The 24,323-nt window shown below is 71.6% G+C and carries 25 protein-coding genes and 1 rRNA gene; 12 read left to right on the forward strand and 14 right to left on the reverse strand.

What is annotated here, in order from left to right; translation table 11 throughout:
* From rrf to ACFVXK_RS25370, 3 genes are all read left to right on the forward strand, one after another.
* Positions 1-91: ribosomal RNA gene (rrf, locus tag ACFVXK_RS25360) — 5S ribosomal RNA — on the forward strand; the annotation flags it as partial.
* Positions 92-155: 64 nt separating this feature from the next.
* On the forward strand, positions 156-764 hold the full coding sequence (locus ACFVXK_RS25365) for a hypothetical protein (RefSeq protein ID WP_389615344.1): 609 nt from the start codon (positions 156-158) through the stop codon (positions 762-764).
* Between the two features lie 23 nt (positions 765-787).
* Entirely contained in the window at positions 788-1,351 is a 564-nt protein-coding gene (locus tag ACFVXK_RS25370) for a GNAT family N-acetyltransferase (protein WP_389615345.1), read from the forward strand.
* A gap of 6 nt (positions 1,352-1,357) precedes the next feature.
* Here the strand turns inward: ACFVXK_RS25370 and ACFVXK_RS25375 are convergent, their stop codons facing one another.
* From ACFVXK_RS25375 to ACFVXK_RS25405, 7 genes are all read right to left on the reverse strand, one after another.
* Entirely contained in the window at positions 1,358-3,286 is a 1,929-nt protein-coding gene (locus tag ACFVXK_RS25375) for a type VI secretion protein (protein WP_389615347.1), read from the reverse strand.
* 5 nt (positions 3,287-3,291) lie between these two features.
* Positions 3,292-4,710 (reverse strand): ATP-binding protein, encoded by a 1,419-nt coding sequence (locus ACFVXK_RS25380; RefSeq protein ID WP_045951167.1) that lies wholly within the window; start codon positions 4,708-4,710, stop codon positions 3,292-3,294.
* A 19-nt stretch (positions 4,711-4,729) separates the two neighbouring features.
* Positions 4,730-6,289, reverse strand: coding sequence for an SCO6880 family protein (locus ACFVXK_RS25385; RefSeq protein ID WP_389615350.1), 1,560 nt, complete (start codon positions 6,287-6,289; stop codon positions 4,730-4,732).
* Positions 6,286-7,686 carry a hypothetical protein gene (locus ACFVXK_RS25390; protein ID WP_389615352.1) on the reverse strand — a complete coding sequence of 467 codons (1,401 nt, stop codon included), beginning with the start codon at positions 7,684-7,686 and terminating at the stop codon, positions 6,286-6,288. Before ACFVXK_RS25390 ends, ACFVXK_RS25385 begins: the two co-directional genes overlap by 4 nt.
* The gene (locus ACFVXK_RS25395) at positions 7,676-8,497 is read right to left on the reverse strand and encodes a hypothetical protein (protein WP_389615354.1); all 822 of its coding nucleotides are present in this window, start codon (positions 8,495-8,497) and stop codon (positions 7,676-7,678) included. Before ACFVXK_RS25395 ends, ACFVXK_RS25390 begins: the two co-directional genes overlap by 11 nt.
* 105 nt (positions 8,498-8,602) lie before the next feature.
* Positions 8,603-8,911: a hypothetical protein gene (locus ACFVXK_RS25400; RefSeq protein WP_042818271.1), complete on the reverse strand. Its 309-nt coding sequence runs from the start codon at positions 8,909-8,911 to the stop codon at positions 8,603-8,605.
* 336 nt (positions 8,912-9,247) lie between these two features.
* On the reverse strand, positions 9,248-10,078 hold the full coding sequence (locus tag ACFVXK_RS25405; protein WP_389615356.1) for a pentapeptide repeat-containing protein: 831 nt from the start codon (positions 10,076-10,078) through the stop codon (positions 9,248-9,250).
* A gap of 60 nt (positions 10,079-10,138) precedes the next feature.
* On the opposite strand from ACFVXK_RS25405, the gene ACFVXK_RS25410 reads away from it, so the two are divergent.
* From ACFVXK_RS25410 to ACFVXK_RS25430, 5 genes are all read left to right on the forward strand, one after another.
* Positions 10,139-10,747, forward strand: coding sequence for a LysE family transporter (locus tag ACFVXK_RS25410; RefSeq protein WP_388954249.1), 609 nt, complete (start codon positions 10,139-10,141; stop codon positions 10,745-10,747).
* A 52-nt stretch (positions 10,748-10,799) separates the two neighbouring features.
* Positions 10,800-11,594: a thioesterase family protein gene (locus tag ACFVXK_RS25415; protein WP_389615358.1), complete on the forward strand. Its 795-nt coding sequence runs from the start codon at positions 10,800-10,802 to the stop codon at positions 11,592-11,594.
* Positions 11,595-11,679: 85 nt separating this feature from the next.
* Positions 11,680-13,395: a serine/threonine-protein kinase gene (locus tag ACFVXK_RS25420; RefSeq protein WP_389615360.1), complete on the forward strand. Its 1,716-nt coding sequence runs from the start codon at positions 11,680-11,682 to the stop codon at positions 13,393-13,395.
* A gap of 100 nt (positions 13,396-13,495) precedes the next feature.
* Positions 13,496-14,503, forward strand: a complete 1,008-nt coding sequence (locus ACFVXK_RS25425; RefSeq protein WP_389615362.1) for an NlpC/P60 family protein — start codon at positions 13,496-13,498, stop codon at positions 14,501-14,503.
* A gap of 198 nt (positions 14,504-14,701) precedes the next feature.
* Positions 14,702-15,400, forward strand: coding sequence for a phosphatase PAP2 family protein (locus ACFVXK_RS25430; protein WP_389615364.1), 699 nt, complete (start codon positions 14,702-14,704; stop codon positions 15,398-15,400).
* A gap of 111 nt (positions 15,401-15,511) precedes the next feature.
* Here ACFVXK_RS25430 and ACFVXK_RS25435 read toward each other — a convergent pair whose 3' ends face one another.
* On the reverse strand, positions 15,512-15,751 hold the full coding sequence (locus ACFVXK_RS25435; protein WP_389615366.1) for a hypothetical protein: 240 nt from the start codon (positions 15,749-15,751) through the stop codon (positions 15,512-15,514).
* A gap of 91 nt (positions 15,752-15,842) precedes the next feature.
* The gene (locus tag ACFVXK_RS25440; protein ID WP_389615368.1) at positions 15,843-16,019 is read right to left on the reverse strand and encodes a hypothetical protein; all 177 of its coding nucleotides are present in this window, start codon (positions 16,017-16,019) and stop codon (positions 15,843-15,845) included.
* A 187-nt stretch (positions 16,020-16,206) separates the two neighbouring features.
* Here ACFVXK_RS25440 and ACFVXK_RS25445 point away from each other — a divergent pair, with 187 nt between their 5' ends.
* A complete protein-coding gene (locus ACFVXK_RS25445; RefSeq protein ID WP_389615370.1) occupies positions 16,207-17,061 on the forward strand; it encodes a hypothetical protein in 855 nt (284 codons plus the stop codon).
* 148 nt (positions 17,062-17,209) lie between these two features.
* The gene (locus tag ACFVXK_RS25450) at positions 17,210-17,362 is read left to right on the forward strand and encodes a hypothetical protein (RefSeq protein ID WP_389615372.1); all 153 of its coding nucleotides are present in this window, start codon (positions 17,210-17,212) and stop codon (positions 17,360-17,362) included.
* Between the two features lie 71 nt (positions 17,363-17,433).
* Here the strand turns inward: ACFVXK_RS25450 and ACFVXK_RS25455 are convergent, their stop codons facing one another.
* A complete protein-coding gene (locus tag ACFVXK_RS25455; protein WP_042818427.1) occupies positions 17,434-17,754 on the reverse strand; it encodes a metal-sensitive transcriptional regulator in 321 nt (106 codons plus the stop codon).
* A gap of 203 nt (positions 17,755-17,957) precedes the next feature.
* Between ACFVXK_RS25455 and ACFVXK_RS25460 the strand changes: the two genes are divergently transcribed.
* The gene (locus ACFVXK_RS25460) at positions 17,958-18,578 is read left to right on the forward strand and encodes a DUF47 domain-containing protein (RefSeq protein ID WP_042818429.1); all 621 of its coding nucleotides are present in this window, start codon (positions 17,958-17,960) and stop codon (positions 18,576-18,578) included.
* 5 nt (positions 18,579-18,583) lie between these two features.
* Positions 18,584-19,585, forward strand: a complete 1,002-nt coding sequence (locus tag ACFVXK_RS25465) for an anion permease (RefSeq protein ID WP_389615374.1) — start codon at positions 18,584-18,586, stop codon at positions 19,583-19,585.
* A 125-nt stretch (positions 19,586-19,710) separates the two neighbouring features.
* On the opposite strand, the gene pstB is transcribed toward ACFVXK_RS25465, so the two are convergent.
* The 4 genes from pstB to pstS form a co-directional block, all read right to left on the reverse strand.
* The gene (gene pstB, locus ACFVXK_RS25470) at positions 19,711-20,487 is read right to left on the reverse strand and encodes a phosphate ABC transporter ATP-binding protein PstB (protein ID WP_389615376.1); all 777 of its coding nucleotides are present in this window, start codon (positions 20,485-20,487) and stop codon (positions 19,711-19,713) included.
* 30 nt (positions 20,488-20,517) lie between these two features.
* Complete coding sequence (gene pstA / locus ACFVXK_RS25475; RefSeq protein WP_389615378.1) at positions 20,518-21,600, reverse strand: phosphate ABC transporter permease PstA; 1,083 nt, start codon at positions 21,598-21,600, stop codon at positions 20,518-20,520.
* Complete coding sequence (gene pstC, locus ACFVXK_RS25480; protein WP_389615380.1) at positions 21,600-22,589, reverse strand: phosphate ABC transporter permease subunit PstC; 990 nt, start codon at positions 22,587-22,589, stop codon at positions 21,600-21,602. The genes pstA and pstC overlap by 1 nt, the downstream gene beginning before the upstream one ends.
* A 216-nt stretch (positions 22,590-22,805) precedes the next feature.
* Entirely contained in the window at positions 22,806-23,945 is a 1,140-nt protein-coding gene (gene pstS, locus ACFVXK_RS25485) for a phosphate ABC transporter substrate-binding protein PstS (protein WP_389615382.1), read from the reverse strand.
* Positions 23,946-24,323: the final 378 nt, after the last annotated feature.

Here is a 24,323-nt window from a genome sequence, read left to right on the forward strand (position 1 = left end):
GCCCGGTTACATTCCGAACCCGGAAGCTAAGCCTTTCAGCGCCGATGGTACTGCAGGGGGGACCCTGTGGGAGAGTAGGACGCCGCCGAACAATCATTGTGGGAAAGCCCCGCACCAGTCATGGTGCGGGGCTTTTCTGCGTTTAGGGTCCGGGCATGGCCGGCGAGAGTTCGATCGGTGGGCCATTGGCTTGGCCGGCCGACGAGGCATGGCCGGAGTGCCTGGTACCGGACGACCAGGACGGGTCGGGGAGGAATCCCTGCGCGATGGTGCCGGTGCTCCAGCTATACCGGCGGGATGTGCCCGGGGCGTGGTGGCCGGAGGGGGTGGACCTGTTCCAGCTGTTGTGGTGCCCCAACGAGCACTGGGGCTCGGATGCGCCGGGGCAGGCCGAAGGGGCGCCCGTGGTTCTTCCGGTGTGGCGGCGGGTCGCTGAGACGGAGGGGTGTCGGCAGCGTGCCGGTGTACCGCCTGTGCGGTTCGAGGAGTGGCTGGTGCCGCGGGCCTGTGCGGTCGGGGTCGAGGAGGCCGTCGAGGGGCGGCCGGTCAGTCGGTACGACGTGTGGAAGCTCGGGGGGCGGGCCTGGTGGAGCACCACCGACCCTTGCGCGTACGCGTGCTCGGCCTGTGAGGTGTCGGGCGAGTTGTTGCTGACCGTGTCCAGTGGGGACGTGAGCGGGCTGGACGTCGGTGGGGGCGGGGAGTTGAGGGTGTACCGGTGTCCCGTGGACCTCGGGCACGGATATCACGTTGACCTGCAGTGATCGGGGCGTTTGGATGCGTGGTTATGGAACAGAAGACGCAGCATGTGATCCGGGCCGTTCGGGCTGACGAGTGGGAGAAGGTCAGGGAGCTGCGGCTGGACGCGCTACGGGATCCGGCCGCGCCGCTGGCCTTTCTCGAGACCTATGAGCAGGCGGCCGCCAAGTCCGACGAGTTCTGGCAGGAGCGGGCGGCCGGCGCGGCCGAGGGGGTGCACGTCGCGCAGATCATCGCCGAGGCGCCCGACGGGCGGTGGGACGGATCCGTGTCCGTGTTCATCGAGGACGCGGGGACCAGCGACTTCCTCGAGCAGGTCGTCGAGGTCGACCAGGCGCACGTCGTCGGCGTGTTCGTGCGGCCCGAGCAGCGGGGCAGCGGGCTCACCGAGGCGCTGTTCGAGGCGGCCCTGGAGTGGGTGTGGGCGCGGGAGGAGCCGGTGCTGGGGCGGGCGCGGCTGTTCGTGCACGAGGAGAACGAGCGGGCCGCCGGGTTCTACCGGCGGTTCGGGTTCCGGCCGAGCGGGCTGGTGATCCCGAAGCCGGATGAGCCGTCCGCCAAGGAGCACGAGTACCTCTTCACGAGGCCGTAGCGGGTCCTAGGCGAGCGGCCACTCCGGCCAGCGGGCGCGGGCCTGTTCGCGGCTGCGGCACAGGGCCAGGAGGGGGAGCTTCCCGTCCGTGAGGAGGTCGGGGAGCCGGGGGACGGGGGCGACGGCCGCCACGTCCTCCAGGACCAGCGTCATTGGTGGGTCGAGCCGACCGTGGGATGACCGTGCGGCCATGCGGCGGCCGTGCTCGACCACGTGCGAGGCGAGTGCGGTGAGCAGGGGCATCGCACCCGGCCGGGTGCGCGGGTCTTCCAGGGGCTCACCCACTACGTAGAGGGTGCCCCCTTCGGCCGCGAACGATGCGAGCGTGAGGGCGTCCGTTCGATTCGGGTTGCAGGCCTCGCGGATGTGGACCGACGTCAGGCAGGACAGGGCGCGGGCCGTCAGGTACTGGGCCTGCTCCCTGCGTTCGGGATGGGCGATGAGGGCGCTCTCGAGTTCGCCGGCGGCGCCCGGGGCGGCCTGGGGGTGGGTGCGGAGGATCCGTACCGGTTCCTGGGAGCCGTTGCCCTGGGCCCACCGGGCCAGCTGCTTGAACGGGAGGCCGTCGAGGGCGGCCGCCTGGAGCCAGCTGCGGACGAGGGTTTCGGCGGTGTCGGCGACGGCCGCGTCGAGGCGGGCCTGGGGGCGTACGGCGGCCAGCAGGGCGATGGCCCGGGCGGCGGCGGTGTCGCGGTCGGCGCAGCCGTCGGCGGGGTTCCAGTGGATGCGGGCCGGGGTGTCGCACAGGTGCGAGGGGTCGTAGAGGAGGACCGGGCCGAGCTTGGCGCGGGCGTCCTTGGTGTCCTGCCAGAGGGCGGGGGAGGACGTGACCACCAGGACGGCGCCCTCGGCGGCGGAGACGGCCTGGGCGGCGAGGTGGAGCCGTTCGGCGGGGGGTGCGTAGGCGACGCGGTGGGCCGGCGGCGGTGTGGTGGGGCGGGCGGCCGGGGCATAGCCGAAGCCGTAGCGGTAGGCCTCCTGGGCGGCGGGACGGGCTTCGGGGTACGCGGGTGGCTCCGCCTGGTGGAGGTGGGGCAGGTGGACGCCGGCCGGGGTCGTCGCCGGGTGGGGGTGTTCGGGGGCCGGGTGCGTGGCGGGTGCCGTGTGCAGGGATTGGGCGGGCGCGTGCTTCGCGTTCGGGTCCGTGCCGGGGCCCGCGAGTGCGTCCCTGTGCGGTGTGGCGACGCCCTCTGGGGTGGGGGCCGTTCCGGGGGGTGAGTCCGTGTGGAGGTGCGCGTGCGAGGGGTCTCGCCGGGCCGTGTGGAGGGCCGGGGCGGAGTCGGAGTAGGAGTCAGGGCCCGGGGTCTTGGTCGGCTGCGGGTACGCGGTTGAGGGCCGGCCGGGGGCGGAGCCCGGGGTCGGGGCCGGGCCCGGGGCAGGCTGCGGGTACGCGGTTGAGTGCTGGCCCGGGACGGGTCCCGGAGTCGGTCCTGGGATCTGGCCCGGGCCGTGGTCCTGGCTCGGGCCGTGGTTCTCGGTCGGGGCCGGGGTGTGGACGCGGGGTGTGGTCGGTTCGGGTTCCGGGCGTGGTGTGTCGGCTGGGGCCGGGGTTTTCGCGTGTTGTCTTGCAGCGGCTCGGCGGGCCTTCGTTCGGGTGACCACGCCCAGGGTGAAGATCGTGAGGACCAGGAGGACCAGGAGCTGGCTGATGAACAGGCCCCAGAACAGGCCCCAGCCGGACAGGGCCGCCGGGGCGGTGTCGGGCCAGGCGGCAGGGATGTCGTGGGGTTGCGTTATCAGGGCGCGGACGGCGCCCGGGGTGCGGGTGAAGGTGACCGTGGCCGGCCAGGCGCCCTTGGCGAAGAGGGCCGCCAGGCCGGTGGCCGACCAGACCAGGACGGCGAGGCCGAGGAGGAAGGCCAGGAGGCCGACCAGTGCTCCGTCGGGGATGCCGCCGCCGCGCGGGCGGGGCTCCGTACCTCTGGCGTCGTGCATGGCGCTCAGGCCACCGTGGTCGCGGATCCGGGGCCGGCGCCCCGCTGGCGTTCGATGTACAGGGCGCGTTCCTCCGCTTCGAGTTCCGCGGCCAGCAGGTCCTCGGGGAGCTGCTGGGGCGTGGAGGACTCCGTCATCGCGCGGTCGGTGTAGACGAGGGGGCGTTCGGTCTCGGTGATCAGGTGTTTGACGACCTGCACGTTGCCGTTGACGTCCCAGACGGCGATGCCGGGGGTGAGGGTCGGGATGATTTCGACGGCCCAGCGCGGGAGGCCCAGGACGCGGCCCGTGGCGCGGGCCTCGTCGGCCTTCTGGGCGTAGATGGTGCGGGTCGAGGCCATCTTGAGGATGGCCGCGGCCTCGCGGGCGGCGGCTCCGTCGACGACGTCGGAGAGGTGGTGGACGACGGCGACGAAGGAGAGGCCGAGGCGGCGGCCGAACTTGAGCAGGCGCTGGAACAGCTGGGCCACGAACGGGCTGTTGATGATGTGCCAGGCCTCTTCGACCAGGAAGATCCGTTTTTTCCGGTCCGGGCGGATCCAGGTGTGTTCCAGCCACACACCGACGATCGCCATGAGGATGGGCATGGCGATGGAGTTGCGGTCGATGTGGGAGAGGTCGAAGACGATCAGGGGGGCGTCGAGGTCGATGCCGACCGTGGTGGGGCCGTCGAACATGCCGCGCAGGTCGCCGTCCACGAGCCGGTCGAGGACGAGCGCGACGTCGAGGCCCCAGGCCCGCACGTCGTCTATGTCGACGTTCATCGCGAGGGCGGACTCGGGCTCGGGGTGGCGCAGCTGCTCGACGATGTCGGTGAGGACGGGCTGGCGGTCCTGGATGGTGTCGACGACGTAGGCGTGCGCGACCTTGAGGGCGAAGCCGGAGCGTTCGTCCAGGCCGTGGCCCATCGCCACTTCGATGATGGTGCGGAGCAGCGCGAGCTGGCCGGTCGTGGTGATCGCCGGGTCGAGGGGGTTGAGGCGGATCCCGCCGTCGTTGGCGGCGATGGGGTCCAGGCGGATGGGGGTTATCCCCAGGGCTTCCGCGATGAGGTTCCATTCGCCGACGCCGTCTTCGCCCTGGGCGTCGAGGACGACGACCTGGCGGTCGCGGAAGCGGAGCTGGCGCAGGACGTAGGTCTTTTCGAGGGCCGACTTGCCGTTGCCGGATTCGCCGAGGACGAGCCAGTGGGGGGCCGGGAGCTGCTGGCCGTAGAGCTGGAAGGGGTCGTAGATGTAGCCCTTGCCGCTGTAGACCTCGCGGCCGATGATCACGCCGGAGTCGCCGAGGCCGGGGGCGGCGGTGGGCAGGTAGACGGCCTGGGCCTGGCCGGTGGAGGTGCGGACGGGCAGGCGGGTGGTCTCGACCTTGCCGAAGAGGAAGCTGGTGAAGGCGTCCGTCAGCGCGGACATGGGATCTCGCATGGCGGCTGTTCCCTTCCAGCTAGCGGCGGATGCCGGTGGCGAACGGCAAGGTGTTGACGAAGGCGCGGTGGTGCTCGCGGTCGCACCACTCGAGTTTCAGGTAGGACTTGCCGGCGGAGGCGCGGATGGTGCGCTTGTCGCGGGCGAGGGCTTCGGGGGAACGGGAGGACACCGTGATGTACCCGACGAGGTTGACCCCGGCAGCGCCGCTGGCGAGATCTTCACCCCTCTGGTCGAGCCGGCCGTGTGCGGCGATGTCGCGGGGGTCGACCGTGCGGTTCATCTTGGCGGCGCGGGAGGCGTCGGCCTCGTCGTTCGTCTTCTCCGTCAGCATGCGCTCGATGGCGATCTCGGTGGGTTCGAGGTCCATGGTGACGGCGACGGTGCGGATGACGTCCGGGGTGTGGACGAGGAGGGGCGCCAGGAAGTTCACGCCGACGGGGGTCATCGGCCATTCCTTGACCCAGGCGGTGGCGTGGCACCAGGGGGCGCGGGTGGAGGATTCGCGGGTCTTGGCCTGGAGGTAGGTGGGCTCCACGGCGTCGAGCTCGGCGGGCCAGGCGTTGCGCTTGGTCATGGCCTGGATGTGGTCGATCGGGTGGTCCGGATCGTACATGGAGTGCACGAGGGAGGACAGACGTCCCTGGCCGAGGGGCTGGCGGACGCGGATGTCGGCTTCGGCGAGGCGGGCGCAGATGTCGGTGAGCTCGCGGGCCATGACGATGGCGAGGCCGGCGTCGCGGTCGAGCTTGCGGCCCTTGGTGCTGCCGGCGCGGGCGATGGTGGTGGCCTCGGCGGCGAGCTCGCGGGTGTAGTGCATGCAGGCGACGAGGTAGGCGCGGTGCTGCTCCGAGGAGGTGGAGACCATCGACTGGAGCTGGTCGTAGGAGTCGCGCAGCCAGGTGGCGGCGGTGGCGTCCCCGCGCTGGGCGACGTCCTTGGCGTGGGCGTCGGGGTCGGCGGGGAGGGTGCGGGCGAGCATCTGGAGGCGGGTGACGAAGCCGTCGCCGTTGGCGACGTGCTTGAGGAGGGTGCCGAAGCGGTCGACGAGGGCTTCCTGGTCCTCGCTGTCGCGCAGGCCGACGCCGGGGCCTTCGATCTCGATGGCGGCGGTGACGGTGCGGCGGTCGGCGTGGAGGAGGACGGCGATCTCGTCGGGGCCGAAGGGGGCGGCGAGCCAGTTGATGCGGCCGATGCCGGGGGGCGGGCCGACCTCGACCTCGCGGCCGTCGGCGGCGCGGGTGCCGGCCTCCATGGCGGAGGAGCGGTAGGTGGTGCCGCGGCGCAGGGTGCGCTTGTAGCTGCGGCTGATCTCGAACCACCGGTAGAAGGTGCGGCCCTTGTAGGGGACGTACACGGCGGCGAGGGCGAGCAGCGGGAAGCCGGCGAGGCTGACGATGCGCAGGGTGAGGTCGGGGACGAGCAGTCCGCTCATCATGCCGAGGAACGCGCCGACGATGATCAGGGCGATCTCGCCGGTTTCGCGGTTCTTGCCGACGATCGCGTTCGGCCGGGCCCGGCCGATGAGATACGTGCGGCGGGGCGCGATGGGGTGGAGCTGGTGGGACTGGGTCGTCAACGCCCGTCACCTCCTGTGTTCCTCGTGCTCGTGCTCTGGCCGGTGCGGGGCGGGGGTGCGGCGGGCGGGACGCTCCCGCCGCCGGTCCCGCCGCCGGAGCCGCGGCTGCTGTGGGCGGCCATGCCTCCGGAGATCTGGTTGGCGTCGCCGCCGGTGGGGCCGCCGCCTCCGGCGCGGTGGGCGCCGCCGCGGCTGCTGTGGGTCTTGATGCCCTGGGAGACGAGGGAGGCCGGGGAGCTGATGACGGCGGCTGCCTGGGCGCCGTCGGTGGCCTGCTTGCGGTTGCTGCGGGCGGAGGCGATCTCGTCGCCGAAGCCGGGGACGAAGCGGTAGATCATGGCGGAGGCGAAGATCGCCAGGAGGATGATGGCGAGGCCGGAGACGACGGCGGAGAAGGCGTTGGGGCCCTTGTTGCCCGCGAGGGCGCCGGCGAGGCCGAGGACGATGACGATGACCGGCTTCACGAGGATGACGGCGATCATGATGCCGGCCCAGCGGCGGACGTGGCCCCACATGTTGCGGTCGACGAGTCCGGCGTAGACGACGGTGCCGAGGAGGGCGCCGACGTAGAGGAGGGCGGCGCGGATGACGAGCTCGAGCCAGAGGACGCCGGCGGCGAGGACGGTGACGAGGGCGACGACGATCAGCATGATCGGGCCGCCGCCGATGTCGTCGCCCTTCTTGAGGGCGTCGGTGAAGGAGCCGAAGAAGACGTCGCTCTGGCTGCCGGTGGCGGAGGCGATGACGTCGGTGACGCCGTCGGTGGCGGAGACGACGGTGTAGAGGATGAGGGGGGTGAAGGCGGAGGCGAGGACGGTGAGCCAGAGGAAGCCGATGGCTTCGGAGAGGGCGGTGGAGAGGGGGACGCCGCGGATGGCGCGCTTGGCTACGGCCAGGAGCCAGAGGACGAGGGTGAGGACGGTGCTGGCGGCGAAGACGACGGCGTACTGCTGGAGGAAGGCGGCGTTGGTGAAGTCGACGTTGGCGGTGCCCTTGACGGCTTCGCTGAGCTTCCCGACGATCCAGGCGGCGGCGTCGGCGCAGCCGCGGGCCAGGGAGGCGAGGGGGTTGAGGGCGTCGGTGGGGCTGTTCGGCGAGAGTCCGGTGCTGGAGCCGGTGCCGGGGCTCGCGCCGCCGGCCTGGCGTTCGCAGGCCTCCTTGAGGGTGCCGATGACGCCTTCGCACTTGGACGGTGTCGGGGTGCCGGAGGGGGATGCCGACGGGGACCCGGAGGGGGTCGGGTTCGGGCTGGGGGCGGCGAAGGCGCGGGCGGACAGCAGCACGAGCGCCGTTTGAAGGGTGGTCAGGGTCGCGGCGATGCGCAAGGGGGCACGGGTGGCGGCGGCACGGAGGGTGCTGCCGGCGCGGCTGGGCGTGCCGGGGCGGCTACCGGGCATAGGTGAACCCTCCGAACTCCTGGACGGCCTTGCTGATGTCGTCGGACGTGGAGGCGGGTACGTCGCCGGGGACCGGGGCGGGCCCGTCCTGCTGGCTGTCGGAGGCGACCTTCCAGTCGTCCCCCGCCCAGGTCAGTTCGAAGGTCCAGGTCTTCCAGGTGGTGCTCACCGGGGTGGTGGACTTGGCGCCGGTCATGCCGACCAGGGCCATGTACCAGACGGAGACCTTGGCGTTGGCGGGGCCGAAACTCTCGACGCGGGTGCCGACGGGGACGGCGCGGGTGACGAAGGTGTTGCCCTGGGGGGCGTTGCCGTTCGCGTCGAGGCCGAGGGCGGCGAAGAAGGCGGGGGAGTAGGCGTTGTCCTGCTGGCCCTTGCGCTGGGCCGCCGCCTCCGGGGTGTAGACGGCGTCCATGAGGGTGTGGCGGACGTCCTTCTTGAGCATGCCGTCGGAGTTGAGGGCCACCGTGTAGTTCGCGGCCGCCGACTGGGCGCCCTGTTCGTCGTGGGCGAAGCCCTTGGGGATGCCGGCGGACTTGGTGGTGACCGGGGCCGTGCCCGTGGGGGCGGTGGGGTTGGTGGTGGGGGGTTTGTTCGAGGTGGGGGGTTCGGGGGTGTCCTGGGAGCGGTTCGCGAAGGCGATGGCGGCGAGGAGCAGGACCACGACACCGACCACAGTGATCAGGCCGCGCGAGGCGCGGGGGGTGCGGCGGGGGGTGCCGTAGGGGTCGGAGGGGGAGTCCGGGAGGCGGGTGCGGGTCTGGCCCGTTCCGCCGACGGCGCCCCCGCCGTACTGGTCGTCGTTGCTCATTGCCTGTCGTCCGCCCCCTCCGCGTCGTACGACGGTAGCGCTCGTTCCCGCGCAGGCGCGGTGTGGTGATTCCTCATCAGGGTGCGGCCGGCCGCGGTGGTCGTGCTAGACGGCCATTCCGTAGACGATCGTGAAGAGGGTGCCGAGGGAGCCGATGATGAAGACTCCGGTGAGCCCGGCCACGATCAGGCCCTTGCCCTGTTCCGCGCTGAAGGTGTCGCGCAGTGCGGTGGCGCCGATGCGCTGCTTGGCGGCGCCCCAGATGGCGATGCCGAGGCAGAGGAGGATCGCCACGGCCATGATGACCTCGATCATGACCTTCGCTTCGTTGCCGAGACTGCCGAACGGCCCCCAGTTCGGGGCGATTCCGCCGATGATGGTGGTGATGTCGCCCTTTTCGGCTGCCAGGATCATGTAACTCACCGCCCCTGTATGGGTAGTTCCGGTAGCCCGTGCCCGATGGCAGGGGTCACGCACTATCTTCGCTGATGAAACGTCGGCCGTCGTCGACTTGGCCGGTCTCTTTACCCGATGTCCCGGGTGTCGGGCCGTGTGTGCGCGGGTGTGCGGTCGTACGCATGGCCTGACCTGGTCACTCTGTGTATCACGGGGGGTGACCTCGGGCAATGACTGGCGGGTCGGGCGGTGGCGCGCCGTGGGTGTGGCGCGGTCGTGGCGCTCGGGGGGCGTGCGGGTGCGTGCGGGGCGCACGGGGGTGGGGCGGGCGCCGGGGGGCCTGCCGGGCGGGGGTCAGCTCCAGTGGGCGGGGCGGGTGAGGTGGCCGGGGATGCGGGTCGCGGCGTCGCCCCGGGCGGCGTTCAGCTGGGGCTGGGTGAGGAAGAGGGTGTCGCGGAGGTCGGCGCCGCGGAGGTTGGTGTCGCGCAGGTCCGTGCCGATCAGGTCGGCGCCGCGGAGGTCGGCGCGTCCGAGGTCGGCGGCGATCAGGTAGGCGCCGCGGAGGTTGGCGCCGCGCAGGTCGGCTCCGGCGAGGCGGGCGCCCATCAGGTCGGCTCCGCGGTGGTTCTTCTTGCGGCCCGGGCTCTTGGCGCGGGCGAGTTCACTCGCCTTGAGGAGGAGGGTGTTGACCTCCTGGCGGAGGGCGGGGACGTCGAGGGCGGTGAGGGCGTCCGCGTCGGCCCGGGTGTGGGCTTCCGTCGTGGTGAGGAGCTCGCGCAGGGCGGGGTGGAGGGGGGTGGCCGCGGGGAGGTCGAGGGCCGCGGAGAGGTAGAAGAGGAGTTCGTGGAGCTGGCGCATGACCGGGAAGGCTTCGAACATCGCCTGCCGGGTGTCGGGGTGGGTGCGCCAGTCGCGGCCCTCGAAGGTGACCTGGGAGACCTGCTGGCCCGCGCCGAAGCAGTCGAAGACCGTGCAGCCCTGGAAGCCCTGGTCGCGCAGGCCGGTGTGGATGCCGCAGCGGAAGTCCTGCCGGAGGTTCTTGCAGGGGGTGCCGGCGGCCTTGTTCACGGCGAAGTCGGCCGACTTGGCGAAGGGCAGGGCGACGCAGCAGAGCGCGAAGCAGTTCGCGCAGTCGGCCTGGAGGAGGGGGAGCGCGGGCGGGGCGGGGCGGGGGGAGCTGGTCACCGGTCCATTGTCGCTTGAGGGGGCCTTGATCGGCTGCCGGGGGGAGGGGAGCATCCGGGCATGACTGAAGTGATCGCGGTTGCCGTCATTACGCTGCTCGCCGTCGTGAGTCCGGGGGCGGACTTCGCGATGGTCGTGCGCAACAGCTACCTGTACGGGAGGTCCACCGGGCTGTTCGCGGCGGCGGGGGTCGCGGCGGGGGTGCTGGTGCACGTCTCGTACACGATGCTCGGGGTGGGGCTGCTGATCGCCTCGTCGACGGCGCTGTTCACGGCGATCAAGCTGGCGGGGGCGGCGTACCTGGTGTGGATCGGGATCCGTACCTTCCGGGCGCGGTCCGAGCTGACCGTGGACCTGGAGTCGAAGCCGGAGCTGACGCGGCTGGGGGCGCTCCGGTCGGGGTTCCTGACGAACGTGCTGAATCCGAAGACGACGCTGTTCGTGGTGTCGACGTTCACGCAGGTGGTGGGTCCGGACACGGCGGCCTGGCGGCAGGCCGGGTACGGGTTGTTCATGTCGGGGGCGCACCTGGTGTGGTTCGGGGCGGTGGCGCTGTTCTTCTCGCACTCGGCGCTGCGCGAGCGGATGCTCAGGGCGCAGAAGGCGTTGAACCGGGCCATCGGGTCGGTGCTGGTGGGGCTCGGGGTGGGGCTGGGCCTGGCCCGCTGAAGGGGGGCGCGGGGCTGGTGCCGGGGGTTACCTGTGGGTAGCGTGCGGCGGCATGGGTGCTGAGGACGGGTTCTACGAACGGATCGGTGAGGGCCGCTTCCTGGCCACCGGAGCGACGCGCGGGCCGTGGGACCCGGGCGCGCAGCACGCGGGGCCGCCGGCCGCGCTGCTCGGGCGGGCCGTGGAGGAGCGGGCCGGGGCGCGCGGGGACATGAGGGTCGCGCGGATCACGTACGAGATCCTGCGGCCGGTGCCGATCGGGGAGCTGGCCGTTGCCACCTCGGTGCTGCGGGCGGGGCGGGGCACCGAGCTGGTCGAGGCGGCGCTCACCCCGGCCGGGGCGGACGGGCCGGTGATGCTGGCGCGGGCGCTGCGGATCAGGGTGGCGGGGGAGCCGGTGCCGGCGGTGGCCCAGGGGGCGCAGGTGCCGCCGCCGGGGCAGGCGGCGGTGGCGCCGTTCCTCCCCGTGCCGTGGGAGACGGGGTACCACACGTCGGTGGAGGCCCGGTTCACGGAGGGGGCCTTCACCGAGCCGGGGCCGGCGACCTGCTGGATGCGGATGCGCGTGCCGCTGGTCGCGGGGGAGGCGGTCCGGCCGCTGGACCGGGTGCTGGTCGCCGCCGACTCGGGGAACGGGATCGGGGCGGTGATGGACTTCGGGCGGTTCGTCTTCGTCAACGGGGACCTGACGGTCCATCTGCACCGGCACCCCGTCGGGGAGTGGGTGTGCGTCGAGGCGCGGACGAGCGTGGACGCGGGCGGGATCGGGCTGGCGGACGCGCGGCTGCACGACGAGAAGGGGCCGATCGGGCGGGGGGTGCAGAGCCTGTTCGTGGCGCCGAGGTGAGGGCGCCGGGCGGGTGGGGAGCCGGTCGGCCGTCCTGGTCAACCCCCGTGCGGGGCAAGCCGGTCGGTGTGGCAGGCTCGGCGGGATGGAGCCACTCTGGGAGAGCGATCCCGCCCGCATCGGAGCGCATGCGCTGCTGGCCCGTCTCGGGGCCGGCGGGATGGGGCAGGTGTACCTCGGGCGGTCGCCCGGCGGGCGGCTGGTGGCCGTCAAGGTGGTGCGCGAGGAGATCACCGGGCATCCCGAGGCGCTGGCCCGCTTCCGGCGCGAGGCGCGCACGGTGGCGGCGGTGCGGTCGGCCTACACGGCGAACCTGATCGACGCCTCGCTGGAGTCGGCGCCGTTCTGGCTGGCCACCGAGTACGTCGCGGGCCCCACGCTGGGCGACGCGGTGGGAGCACGGGGGGCGCTGCCCGCGCAGACCTGCCGCAGGCTCGGCGCGGCGCTGGCCGAGGGGCTGGCGAGCGTGCACGCGTACGGCGTCACGCACCGGGACCTGAAGCCGCAGAACGTCATCCTCGGCGCGCAGGGTCCCCAGCTGATCGACTTCGGGATCGCGAGCGCGGTCGGTGCGACGGCCCTGACCCAGGACGGGCAGGCGCCCGGTACGCCGGGCTACACGGCCCCGGAGGTGCTGCTGGGCGGTGGAGCGGGACCGGCGGCCGACGTGTTCGCGCTCGGTGCGACGCTGGCGTACGCGGCGACCGGGCGGCCGCCCTTCGGCGGTGGGGCGGCGGCGACGGTGGGGTACCGGGCGGTGCACGAGCCGGTCGACGTGGCCGGGGTGGAGCCGGAGCTGGCGGCGCTGATCGGGGCCTGCGTGGCGAAGGACCCCGCGGCCCGTCCGGATCCGGCGGAGGTGATCCGGCGCTGCGGTGTGCGGGACGCGCTGGCGGACGACCCGGTGTACGCGGGGCTGGCGGCGCTGGGGGAGGCGGTGCCGCTGCACGAGATGCGGACGCGGGGGCCGGGGTACCCGTACGTTCCGACGCAGGCGGGGCGGGCGCCCGTGGAGCCGGCCCGTCGGACGGGGCGCCGTGCGGCGTGGGCCGTCGCGGGTACGGCGGTGGCCGCGGCGCTGGCGCTGGCGGCCTGGCAGCTGCTCCCGCCCGACGGCGACGGGCGGGACGGCCGGGCGAGCGGTGCGGGCGGTCCGTCCTCGGGGACCCCCGCGGCTCCCGGCCAGGGCCCGGCGGGGTCCGCGCGGCCCCCGGCGGAGCCCGCCGACGGCGGTACGTCCCCGTCGGCCGGCTCCGGGGGCGGATCGCGGCCCCCGGCCCCGTACATCGAGGACAACCGGATCTCGCACTACTTCTGGAAGCCTTCGGCCGACCCCCTCCTGGCCTCCCACGGGCAGGGGCAGTGCAACCTGCCGGCCGAGCAGAAGCCGCCCGGCGCGGACATGCAGACCACCGCGACGGTGTCGGGGAACTCCGTGAAGGTCGAGATGCGCATCAAGTACGCGGAGATGAGCGCGACCCGGCCCGATCCGTACTACGTGTCGGTGGCGGTCAGGTCGCCGCACGACACGGACGCGGAGACGGGCATGCCCTTCAAGGTGGACAACAAGCGGGTCGGCTTCACCAGCAAGCCGGTCGACATCTACGGCAACTGGAGCACCGGGAAGTTCCTCACCCTCACCTACCCGGACGACTTCGCGGAGCACGTGCAAGGGGGCAGGACGTACCCCGCCGTGCCCCTGGCCAACGACCCGGGGGACTGGACGCTGGTCTTCTACCACGTCGAGGATGACCCCACGAAGTACACGAGCATCAACTGCTCGGGCTTCCGAGTGGGTTAGCGAGTGGGTTGGCGAGTGGGTTAGTACGACCGGCGACACGGGCGATTCACACGTGGAAGTGACGGGGATGGGGGAGTGTTGACGGATGCGCAGATTCTGGATGGCAGGCGGAATCGGGGTCGGGGTCTGTCTGGGCTTCCTCGTGCTCGTCGTCGTGGGCACGTACTCGGCCGCGGCGGGCATCGCCGGCTCCGCCTCCGGCCGCCCGCTCGGGCTGGTGAAGGGCGCGGTGCCGGGCAAGTACCAGGCCCTGGTGCAGAAATGGGGCACCCTGTGCCCGGCGCTCACCCCCGCGCTGCTGGCGGCCCAGCTGTACTCCGAGAGCGGCTGGGACCCGAAGGCGGTCAGCCCGGCCGACGCGCGCGGGATCGCGCAGTTCATCCCGGGCACCTGGGCGGGCCACGGGATCGACGGGGACGGGGACGGGGACCGGGACATCTGGGACCCCAACGACGCCATCCCGTCGGCGGCCTCGTACGACTGCGAACTCGCCAAGGACGTGGCCAAGGTGCCGGGTGACGCCACGTCGAACATGTTCGCCGCCTACAACGCGGGTGCGTACGCGGTCATCAAGTACGGCGGGGTGCCCCCGTACAAGGAGACCCAGGGGTACGTGAAGTCGATCACCGATCTGGCGAAGACCTTCGAGCGCCCCGTCGGGCGGGTGTCTCCCTCGCAGCAGGCCGCGGGGGCCGTGTACTTCGCGCAGAAGCAGCTCGGGACGCCGTACCTGTGGGGCGGTGACGGGACGGCCGCCGACAACGGGCGGTTCGACTGTTCCGGGCTGACCAAGGCGGCGTACGAGACGGTCGGGGTCGATCTGCCGCGCGTGGCCAACGACCAGTACAACGCCGGGTCGCACCCTTCGCGGGCCGAACTGCTCCCCGGTGATCTGGTGTTCTTCTCCGACGATCTGACGAACTCCCGGGAGATCCGGCACGTCGGGCTGTACGTGGGCGGCGGCTACATGATCAACGCCCCGTACACCGGCGCCGTCATCCGGTTCGACAAGATCGACACCCCGGACTACTTCGGTGCGACCCGGGTGACGAAGGAGGGGGCGGAGGCGCTTCCGGAGCGTTCGCCGGCCGCGCCGAAGGCTTCGTAGCTCTCCGTGAAGCACAGGCCCTGAGCTGCGACGATGAGTCACTCTTGGATAACGTTGACGTGATCATCCGGTGGAGAGTGGAACCATGCCCGGTAGTACGGGCGTTCCATGGACACGGGGATTGATCGGCGGGGGGTTTGAGGGGCGCACACCGTCGTGCGTCCACACGGGACCTAGGCAGGCAAGGGGCCGCGGCACATGGCTGGACTCACGACCGGTGGGCCGAATGTGGATGTCAGCCTGCTGTACCGGATCAACAGCATCGCCCGCAGCGCCCCCGAATGGCTCGACCGGGGCGTCGGGCTCCTCGCCTCCTACGGACTGCCGCTGGCCATGGTCCTGCTCGTGCTGTGGTGTTGGCGCGGAGCGCGCCGGCAGGACGAGGCGGCCGCCGTCGAGTCGTTCGCCGCGCTGGTGTGGGCCCCGCTGGCCGCCGCGCTCGCGCTCATGGTGAACGTGCCGCTGCGCGGGTTCGTGGCGCGGCCCCGGCCGTTCGTCGCGCACGAGGGCCTCGACGTCCTCGGCGGCGTCCAGGTCGGGCCGGACGCCGGGTTCTCCTTCGTCAGCGACCACGCCACCCTCGCGATGGCGCTCGGCATCGGGGTGTTCCTCGCCAACCGCCGGCTCGGCCTCGTCGGGATCGGGCTCGCGCTCGCCGAGGGGCTGTGCCGGGTCTACCTGGGCGTGCACTACCCGACCGACGTCATCGGGGGCTTCGCGCTCGGCACCGCCGTCGTCCTGCTCCTCGCCCCGCTCGCCATGGCCGGGCTGACCCCGCTGGCCCGCGCCCTGGCGCGCACCCCCCGCCTGGGGCGGCTCGTCCGGGCCGGGGACCGGGTGGTGGCCCGGCCGGTGGAGCTGGCGCAGCGGCCCGCCGAGAGCGACCTCGCCGCCTGAGGCGCGGCCGGGCCTTTCACGGGTTCCAGAGCGCGAGCAGGAGCGCCAGCACCAGGCACACGCCCGCCGCGCCGAAGCACAGCCGGACCGCCGTCGGGCGGGAGCGGGGCGTCACGGGTCGCCGTCCTCGCCGCTGCCGCCGCCCGGGCGCTCCGCTTCCTCGCGGCGGTAGCGGGAGCGCAGCCACAGGCCGGTGACCGTCGCCGCGGCGGCGGTGAGCCCGATGGCCAGCGCCACGTCGGCCGGGCCGTCCGCCGAGCCCACGGGGCGGGCCCAGGCCGCCGCGGCCGGGGTGAGCGCGAGCAGCAGGGCCCAGAGGAGGGCCGCGACGCGGGGTGCGGTTCCTGGCATGCCTCCAGCGCAACCGGTCGCGCCGCCCCCGGCCAGCCGGGAAGGCCGAACGGGCGACACGCCCGGCCGCGTGTGCGTGGGGGAGGGGTGGTCAGCCGTCCGAGCCGTGTCTGGTGGCGTCCTTGCGGGCCAGGTCGCGCGAGCGGCGGGCCGGGCCGGTCCAGCCGCAGCTGCACACGGCCAGGCAGAAGGAGCCCCGCTCGGCGGTGCTCGTCGTGTGTCCGGTGGGCGGCTGTGCGGCTTCCGCGGGGTGACGCGGGTCGGGCACAGCGGCAAACGGAGCGATCGGGGTCGCCTTGGTGTGCGGATCCACCTCTCCACGGTACCGGGGGCGGCCCGGCGCCGGTACGGCCCCCGGCCACTTCCGGACCGTTACGGGAAACCCCGGACCTCGTTAACCGGAGCGGGTGGGGGCCTCGGGCAAACAGCGGTCATGCGTTGGGGGTTGGCAGGCGATGGTGGTGCACCAGCACAGGCGGTGGCGACGGCGTGCGTGCAAGGCGGTGCGCGCGGTCTGTGTGGCCGCCACCGTGGCCGCGCTGGGCGGCTGCGGCGCCGCGAGCGGCACGGTGGCCGGCGGCGGCCCGGCCGACGCCCGTCCCCCGGGCGACCCCGCGGCGGCGGTCCGCGGGGCCGCCGACGCGCTCGCCGCCACCGGGAGCGCGCAGGCCCGTACGGCGATGGAGATGGCCACCGGCGGGACCCGGGTGACCATCCGGGGCGAGGGCGGGGTCGACTTCCGCAAGCGGATGGGCCAGCTGCTGGTGATGCTCCCCGCCGACGTCAAGGGACAGCCCGAGCACCGGCCGATCACCGAGCTGCTCGTCCCCGGCGCCCTCTACATGAAGAACCGGGGCGCCGGGGTCCCCGACGACAAGTGGGTCCGCCTCGACACCGCGGCCCTCCCCGACGGGAACCTCGTCACGGGCGGGGCCACCGACCCGCTGGCCGCCGCCGAGCTGCTGCGCGGCGCCCAGGAGGTGACGTACGTCGGCGAGACCGACGTGGCGGGCACCAAGGTGCGCCACTACCGGGGGACGACGGACATCGGGCGGGCCGCGCAGAGCGCCTCCTCAGGGGTCAAGGAAGCCCTGCAGGCGGCGGCGAAAGGGTTCAGCAAGGACAGCGTGCCCTTCGACGCGTACCTGGACGAGGAGGGCCGTCTGCGGAAGGTCCGCCACCGTTTCACCTACGTCAAGAATGGCGTGATCGATGTCTCCTCGACGACGCTGCTGTACGGGTTCGGGACCCCGGTGACCGTCGTATTGCCCGCAGAAGGGGACATTTACGCGGGGAAGATCGCCGAGTAGCCGGCCGGAACGGCCCGGGCGGTACGTCCGGGCCATGGCTCCACTATCCGGAAATGGTCCATCCGTGTCATGCGCGGCACGAGCGCCTGTCCCTACGCTGGGAAGCCGGGTGCCGGACGGGCGATGGCGGCAGAGAGAGGTGGCACGCGTGACTCCCGCAGGCGGTACGACGGTGCAGGACCCGGTGGCGCTCGCCGAGATCGAGCTCTGCGGGGAGCTGATCATCGCGGCGTCGGCCGCGGCCGAGGATCGGCTGAGTCAGGACCGGATCGACGAGGTGCTGCTGGGGATCGGGCCGTAGCCCTTCCGCGCGGCCGCTCCCCGGGGCCGTCCCCCGGGACCGTCCCCCGGGACGGCTCCCCGTGGCCGGAACTAGCTGCGCAGCAGGCGGGCGATGGCCTTCGTGGCCTCCTCCACCTTCGCGTCGATCTCGGTTCCGCCCTTGACCGCGGCGTCCGCCACGCAGTGGCGCAGGTGCTCCTCCAGGAGCTGGAGGGCGAAGGACTGGAGGGCCTTCGTGCTCGCCGACACCTGGGTGAGTATGTCGATGCAGTACACGTCTTCGTCGACGAGCCGCTGGAGGCCCCGGATCTGGCCCTCGATCCGGCGCAGCCGCTTGAGGTGCTCGTCCTTCTGGTGGTGATAGCCGTGGACGGGAACGGCCCCGGAGCCCTCCGCTTCGATGGTCGTCATGAGTCCTCCCGTGGTCCGGTACGAGGGGGTATATACCCCTCATGGGTATAGGTTACTTCGCCCGGGCCGCAGGGGCAGGGATCCGTGGGGCCCACTCTGCCCCCTCTGCCTGATGGAGGACACCCTGGGACGCCGGTTAGCCGTGGCCGGGGGATACGCCTAGCATCAGCCTGACCGAATCCAATGCACCCCGAGGACCCCACGTGCGATTTCGTCTGACCCCCAGGGAGACGAGCTTCTACGACATGTTCGCCGCATCCGCGGACAACATCGTCACGGGCTCGAAGCTCCTGATGGAACTGCTCGGAGCGGATCCCTCCGCCCGGGCCGAGATCGCGGAGCGGATGCGTGCGGCCGAGCACGCCGGGGACGACGCCACGCACGCGATCTTCCACCAGCTGAACTCCTCCTTCATCACGCCGTTCGACCGCGAGGACATCTACAGCCTCGCCTCGTCGCTCGACGACATCATGGACTTCATGGAGGAGGCCGTCGACCTCGTCGTCCTCTACAACGTCGAGGAACTGCCCAAGGGCGTCGAGCAGCAGATCGAGGTCCTGGCGCGGGCGGCCGAGCTGACCGCCGAGGCCATGCCGCACCTGCGGACCATGGACAACCTCACCGAGTACTGGATCGAGGTCAACCGGCTCGAGAACCAGGCCGACCAGATCCACCGCAAGCTGCTCGCCCAGCTGTTCAACGGCAAGTACGACGCCATCGAGGTGCTGAAGCTCAAGCAGATCGTCGACGTGCTCGAAGAGGCCGCCGACGCGTTCGAGCACGTCGCGAACACGGTGGAGACCATCGCCGTCAAGGAGTCCTGAACCTCGTGGACACCTTCGCTCTGGTCGTGACCATCGGTGTCGCGCTCGGCTTCACGTATACGAACGGTTTCCACGACTCCGCGAACGCCATCGCGACCTCCGTCTCGACGCGGGCCCTGACCCCGCGCGCGGCGCTCGCGATGGCCGCGGTGATGAACCTCGCCGGCGCCTTCCTCGGCAGCGGCGTCGCCCACACCGTCAGCAAGGGCCTGATCGAGACGCCCCACGGCAACCGGGGCATGTGGATCCTCTTCGCCGCCCTGGTCGGCGCGATCGTCTGGAACCTCGTCACCTGGTACTTCGGACTGCCCTCGTCCTCCTCCCACGCCCTGTTCGGCGGCATGGTGGGCGCGGCGCTGGCCGGCGGGATCGACGTCCTGTGGGACGGGGTGGTCGAGAAGGTCGTCATCCCGATGTTCCTGTCGCCGGTCGTCGGCCTGGTCGTCGGCTACCTGGTGATGGTCGCCATCCTGTGGATGTTCCGGCGCGCCAACCCGCACAAGGCCAAGCGCGGCTTCCGCATCGCGCAGACGGTGTCCGCGGCCGGCATGGCCCTCGGCCACGGCCTCCAGGACGCCCAGAAGACCATGGGCATCGTGGTGATGGCCCTGGTCATCGCCGACGTGCAGGGCGCCGACGACCCGATCCCGGTCTGGGTGAAGATCGCGTGCGCGGTGATGCTGTCGCTGGGTACGTACGCGGGCGGCTGGCGCATCATGCGCACCCTCGGCCGCAAGATCATCGAGCTGGACCCGCCGCAGGGCTTCGCAGCGGAGACCACCGGCGCCTCGATCATGTTCGCCACCGCCTTCCTCTTCAAGGCGCCGATCTCCACCACCCACGTGATCACCTCGGCGATCATGGGCGTGGGCGCCACCAAGCGGGTCAACGCGGTCCGCTGGGGCGTGGCGAAGAACATCATCCTCGGCTGGTTCATCACGATGCCGGCGGCGGCGCTGGTCGCCGCGGTGTGCTTCTGGATCGCGGACCTGGCCTTCGTCGGCTGAGTCCGTCCGGAACGAGAAGCGGGCCGGCTCCCCCCACCCAGGGGGAGCCGGCCCTTTTTCCTTCCATCCTGCGGTGGCACCGCCATGCAGCACCGCAGGACGACCGCGCGAGCGGCCCCGGCGCTCTAGCCGAAGCGGCCCGAGATGTAGTCCTCGGTGGCCTGGACGGACGGGTTGGAGAAGATCCGGTCCGTGTCGTCGATCTCGATCAGCTTTCCGGGCTGGCCGACGGCGGCGAGGTTGAAGAAGGCGGTGCGGTCCGAGACGCGGGCCGCCTGCTGCATGTTGTGGGTCACGATGACGATCGTGAACCGCTCCTTGAGCTCCCCGATCAGGTCCTCGATGGCGAGGGTGGAGATCGGGTCGAGGGCGGAGCAGGGCTCGTCCATCAGCAGGACCTGCGGCTCGACCGCGATGGCGCGGGCGATGCACAGACGCTGCTGCTGGCCGCCGGAGAGGCCGGAGCCGGGCTTGTTCAGGCGGTCCTTGACCTCGTTCCAGAGGTTCGCGCCCTGGAGGGACCGTTCGACGATGTCCGTGAGCTCGGACTTGCGGTAGCTGCCGTTCAGGCGCAGGCCCGCCGCCACGTTGTCGAAGATCGACATGGTGGGGAAGGGGTTCGGGCGCTGGAAGACCATGCCGACGGTGCGGCGCACCGCGACCGGGTCCACGTTCGAGCCGTACAGGTTCTCGTCGTCCAGCAGCACCTTGCCCTCGACGCGGCCGCCGGGGGTGACCTCGTGCATGCGGTTCAGGGTGCGCAGGAAGGTGGACTTGCCGCAGCCGGAGGGGCCGATGAAGGCCGTCACGGAGCGGGGTTCCACGGTCATCGAGATGTCGTCGATGGCCTTGTGGCTGCCGTAGAAGGCGGAGAGGCCGCTGACGTCGATTCGCTTGGCCATGAGGGGTCACTTCGCTTTCATACAGTCGCGTCAGCGACCGGTCTTCGGGGCCTTCCAGCGGGCGATGCCGCGGGCCACCAGATTCAGGATCATGACGAAGGCGATCAGGACGAGCGCCGCGGCCCAGGCACGGTCGTAGGAGGCTTCACTGCCGACCTTGTACTGCTCCCAGATGTAGAGGGGGAGCGAGGACTGGGCACCTTCGAAGGGGTTGCCGTTGATCAGCTGCGATCCGAAGACCAGCAGCATGATCGGCGCGGTCTCGCCGGCGATGCGGGCGACGGCCAGCATGACACCGGTGGAGATGCCGCCGATGGCCGTGGGCAGGACGACCTTGAGGATCACGCGCCACTTCGGCACACCGAGGGCCAGGGCGGCCTCGCGCAGCTCGTTGGGGACGAGCTTGAGCATCTCCTCGGTGGAGCGGACCACGACCGGCATCATCAGGATCGACAGGGCCATCGCGCCGGCGAGGCCGGAGGGGCCGAAGCCGAGCATCAGGTTCCAGGTCGTCAGGATGAACAGGCCCGCGACGATGGAGGGGATGCCGGTCATGACGTCGACGAAGAAGGTGACGGCCCGGGCGAGCTTGCCCTTGCCGTACTCGACCAGGTAGACGGCGGTCAGCAGGCCGATGGGCGCCGCGATCAGGGTGGCGAGGCCGACCTGCTCCAGGGTGCCGAGCAGCGCGTGGTAGACGCCGCCGCCCTTCTCGAAGCTGGTCACGCCGTTCATGGAGTGGCTGAGGAAGTCCGGGCTCAGGGACTTCGCGCCGCGGCTGACCGTCGTCCACATCAGGGACAGCAGCGGGACGACCGCGAGGACGAAGCAGACCCAGACGACGGAGGTCGCGACGCGGTCCTTCGCCTGGCGGCGGTTCTCGATCACCGAGCTGGCGGTGTACGTGATCGCGACGAACAGGAGGGCGGCGATCAGGCCCCACTGGACCTTGCTGTGCAGGTCGAAGACGAGACCGATGACGCTGCCGAGGACGGCGGAGGCGACGGCGATGCCGGCGGGGGCCCAGCGGGGCAGGCCGCCGCGGGTCAGGCCGGCGGGGGAGGCGGACTTGCGGGCCGGAGCGGGCCGGTGGTCCTGGAGTGCGTGGCTCATCAGGCGTTCGCCCCCGAGAAGTCCTTGCGACGGGCGATGATCAGGCGCGCGGCGCCGTTGACCAGCAGGGTGAGCAGGAAGAGGACGAGACCGGAGGCGATGAGCGCGTCACGGCCGAACTCGGTGGCCTCGTCGAACTTCGCGGCGATGTTCTGCGCGAAGGTGCCGCCGCCCGGGTCGAGGATGTGCCCGGAGATCAGGAAGCTCGGGGAGAGGACGGTGGCCACGGCCATGGTCTCGCCGAGCGCGCGGCCGAGGCCGAGCATGGAGGCGGAGATGACGCCGGAGCGGCCGAAGGGCAGCACCGACATGCGGATGACCTCCCAGCGGGTCGCGCCGAGGGCCAGGGCGGCCTCCTCGTTCATGCGCGGGACCTGGAGGAAGACCTCGCGGCTGACGCTCGTCACGATCGGCAGGATCATGATCGCGAGGAGGATGCCGACGGTGAAGAGGGAGCGGGCGACGCCGACCTGGGTCTTGTCGAAGACGTAGGTCCAGCCGAGGTACTCGTCGAGCCAGAGGTTCAGCCCGTTCAGCTGCGGCACGAGGAAGAGGGCGCCCCAGATGCCGTAGATGATCGACGGCACGGCGGCCAGCAGGTCGACCACGTAGGCGAGGGGCGAGGCCAGCTTGCGCGGCGCGTAGTGCGAGATGAACAGGGCGATGCCGACGGCGATCGGGACCGCGATGGCCATCGCGATGATCGAGCTGACGACGGTGCCGAAGAGGAGGACGGCGATGCCGAAGACGGGGGGCCGGGCGGACGCGTTCCAGTCGAAGGTGGTGAGGAAGTTCCCCTCGTTCTTCGACAGGGCGATGCTGGCCCGGTAGGTGAGGAAGGCGGCGATCGACGCCATGATCACCAGGAGCAGGATGCCGGAGCCCTTGGAGAGCCCCGAGAAGATCTTGTCACCGGCGCGGCCGGTGGACCTTCCGCTCTTGGAGACGGGCGGAGCCGTGTCTATGTGGGTGGGTGTGGTGGAAGCCATGGTCTTTCCGGTCTGTGTGGGGGGCGAGCCCCCTGGCGGCGGTGCACCGGATTCCCCCGGGTGGAGGGGGAGGGTCCCCGGGCCGGTCCGCCCCGGACGGGGGGCGGACCGGACCTCGGGGTCAGGGTCTGGCAGGTGGAGCGGGTGGTTCTGTGGAGCGGTGGATCCTTGGAGCGGTTGGATCCGTGCATCCGTGGATCAGTGGAGCTTCGAGTCCTAGGCGAGGGACTTGATGACCTCGCGGACCTTCGCGTTGATCTCGGTCGGGATCGGGGCGTAGCCGTTCTCGGTGAGGGCCTTCTGGCCGGCGTCCGAGGCGGTGTACTCCAGGAAGGACTTCACGGTGCCGAGCGTCTCGGGCTTGTTGCCCTTGTCGCAGACGACCTCGTAGGTGACCAGGACGATCGGGTACGCGCCCTCGGCCTTGGTGGCGTAGTCGAGCTTGAGGGCCAGGTCCGAGCCGGTGCCGGTGACCTTGGCGGCGGAGATGGCCTTGGAGGCGTTCTCCGGGGTGGCCTTGACCGGGGCGGAGGCGCCGGTGTTCACGTCGACCGTCTTGATGCTCTGCGAGCTGGCGTAGGAGAGCTCGAAGTAGCCGATCGCGCCGTCGACGGCCTTGACCTGGGAGGCGACACCGGCGGAGCCGGACGCGGCCTGGCCACCGGGGGCCGGCCACTTCTTGGAGGCCTCGTAGGACCAGGCGTCAGGGGCGGCGGCCTTGAGGTACTTGCCGAGGTTCTCGGTGGTGCCCGAGTCCTCGGAGCGGTGGAAGGCCTGGATGGCGGTGGGGGGGAGGTTGACGCCGGGGTTCAGCTTCTTGATCGCCTCGTCGTCCCACTTCTTGATCTTGTCGTTGAAGATGTTGGCGATCGTGGCGGCGTCGAGGTTCAGCTTGTCCACGCCGGCGACGTTGAAGCCGAGGGCGATGGGGCCGCCGACCATCGGCAGGTTGATGCCCTGGCCGCCGGTGCAGACCTTCTTCGAGTCCTCGACCTGCTCGGGCTTCAGCGCGGAGTCCGAGCCGGCGAAGCCGACGGTGCCCTGGTTGAACGCGACGATGCCCTCACCGGAGGAGGAGGACTTGTAGTTCACCTCGACGCCGGAGCAGGCGGCCATGTAGTTCTTGACCCACAGGTCGACGGCGTTCTTCTGGGCGGAGGAGCCGGAGGCGAGCAGCTTGCCCTTGGCGCCGTCGCACTTGACGTCGCCCGGGGCGGGGGCCGAGGCCTTGGTGGTGCCGTCGGCGCCGGTCTTCGTGTTGTCGTCCGAGCCGCACGCCGTGAGGACCAGGGCGCCGGACACGACGAGGGCCCCGAGGGCGGAGGCACGAAGCCGGTTCTTGCGCTGAAGCTTCACTGTTCGGGTGTTCCTTCCGGGGAGCCGCCGGCCGCTTTCTGTATCGGGGCGGCGTGCGAAGAGGACTACGTGATGGGCGGGGTGCGGGGCCGTTCTTTCCGGATCGGCTCGCACCGTGCGCTACCGAAATTAGGCAGAACAGGTGACGGGGTCGACGGGGGTTGGTGAACGGATGGTGAACCATGGCGGACGGGCGGGTGCGGATGGGGGGGTTTGTACCTGGGATTAAGCGGGCGTTATCCGCCCGTTATGCCGCTGTGACCTTGGCGGGGGTGGCGGGGCGACGCGGCGGGGCGCGGGGGAGGCGGTGGCCGGATCTCGCCGGTGGGGCGGGGGTGGCCGGGGGACCGGGACGTGGGAGGTCCGGGTCTCGGCGTC

This window comes from Streptomyces sp. NPDC058157 (assembly GCF_042884105.1).
GTDB lineage: Bacteria > Actinomycetota > Actinomycetes > Streptomycetales > Streptomycetaceae > Streptomyces.

What these genes read in the sequence shown, in the direction of transcription:
- ACFVXK_RS25375 (WP_389615347.1), bottom strand. Translation starts at nt 3,286, where the DNA reads ATGCACGACGCCAGAGGTACGGAGCCCCGCCCGCGCGGCGGCGGCATC.
- ACFVXK_RS25445 (WP_389615370.1), top strand. Translation starts at nt 16,207, where the DNA reads ATGGTGGTGCACCAGCACAGGCGGTGGCGACGGCGTGCGTGCAAGGCG.
- ACFVXK_RS25430 (WP_389615364.1), top strand. Translation starts at nt 14,702, where the DNA reads ATGGCTGGACTCACGACCGGTGGGCCGAATGTGGATGTCAGCCTGCTG.
- ACFVXK_RS25380 (WP_045951167.1), bottom strand. Translation starts at nt 4,710, where the DNA reads ATGCGAGATCCCATGTCCGCGCTGACGGACGCCTTCACCAGCTTCCTC.
- pstA (WP_389615378.1), bottom strand. Translation starts at nt 21,600, where the DNA reads ATGAGCCACGCACTCCAGGACCACCGGCCCGCTCCGGCCCGCAAGTCC.
- pstC (WP_389615380.1), bottom strand. Translation starts at nt 22,589, where the DNA reads ATGGCTTCCACCACACCCACCCACATAGACACGGCTCCGCCCGTCTCC.
- ACFVXK_RS25395 (WP_389615354.1), bottom strand. Translation starts at nt 8,497, where the DNA reads ATGAGCAACGACGACCAGTACGGCGGGGGCGCCGTCGGCGGAACGGGC.
- pstB (WP_389615376.1), bottom strand. Translation starts at nt 20,487, where the DNA reads ATGGCCAAGCGAATCGACGTCAGCGGCCTCTCCGCCTTCTACGGCAGC.
- ACFVXK_RS25410 (WP_388954249.1), top strand. Translation starts at nt 10,139, where the DNA reads ATGACTGAAGTGATCGCGGTTGCCGTCATTACGCTGCTCGCCGTCGTG.
- ACFVXK_RS25425 (WP_389615362.1), top strand. Translation starts at nt 13,496, where the DNA reads ATGGCAGGCGGAATCGGGGTCGGGGTCTGTCTGGGCTTCCTCGTGCTC.
- ACFVXK_RS25400 (WP_042818271.1), bottom strand. Translation starts at nt 8,911, where the DNA reads ATGATCCTGGCAGCCGAAAAGGGCGACATCACCACCATCATCGGCGGA.
- ACFVXK_RS25455 (WP_042818427.1), bottom strand. Translation starts at nt 17,754, where the DNA reads ATGACGACCATCGAAGCGGAGGGCTCCGGGGCCGTTCCCGTCCACGGC.
- ACFVXK_RS25415 (WP_389615358.1), top strand. Translation starts at nt 10,800, where the DNA reads ATGGGTGCTGAGGACGGGTTCTACGAACGGATCGGTGAGGGCCGCTTC.
- ACFVXK_RS25435 (WP_389615366.1), bottom strand. Translation starts at nt 15,751, where the DNA reads ATGCCAGGAACCGCACCCCGCGTCGCGGCCCTCCTCTGGGCCCTGCTG.
- ACFVXK_RS25420 (WP_389615360.1), top strand. Translation starts at nt 11,680, where the DNA reads ATGGAGCCACTCTGGGAGAGCGATCCCGCCCGCATCGGAGCGCATGCG.
- ACFVXK_RS25365 (WP_389615344.1), top strand. Translation starts at nt 156, where the DNA reads ATGGCCGGCGAGAGTTCGATCGGTGGGCCATTGGCTTGGCCGGCCGAC.
- ACFVXK_RS25370 (WP_389615345.1), top strand. Translation starts at nt 788, where the DNA reads ATGGAACAGAAGACGCAGCATGTGATCCGGGCCGTTCGGGCTGACGAG.
- ACFVXK_RS25390 (WP_389615352.1), bottom strand. Translation starts at nt 7,686, where the DNA reads ATGCCCGGTAGCCGCCCCGGCACGCCCAGCCGCGCCGGCAGCACCCTC.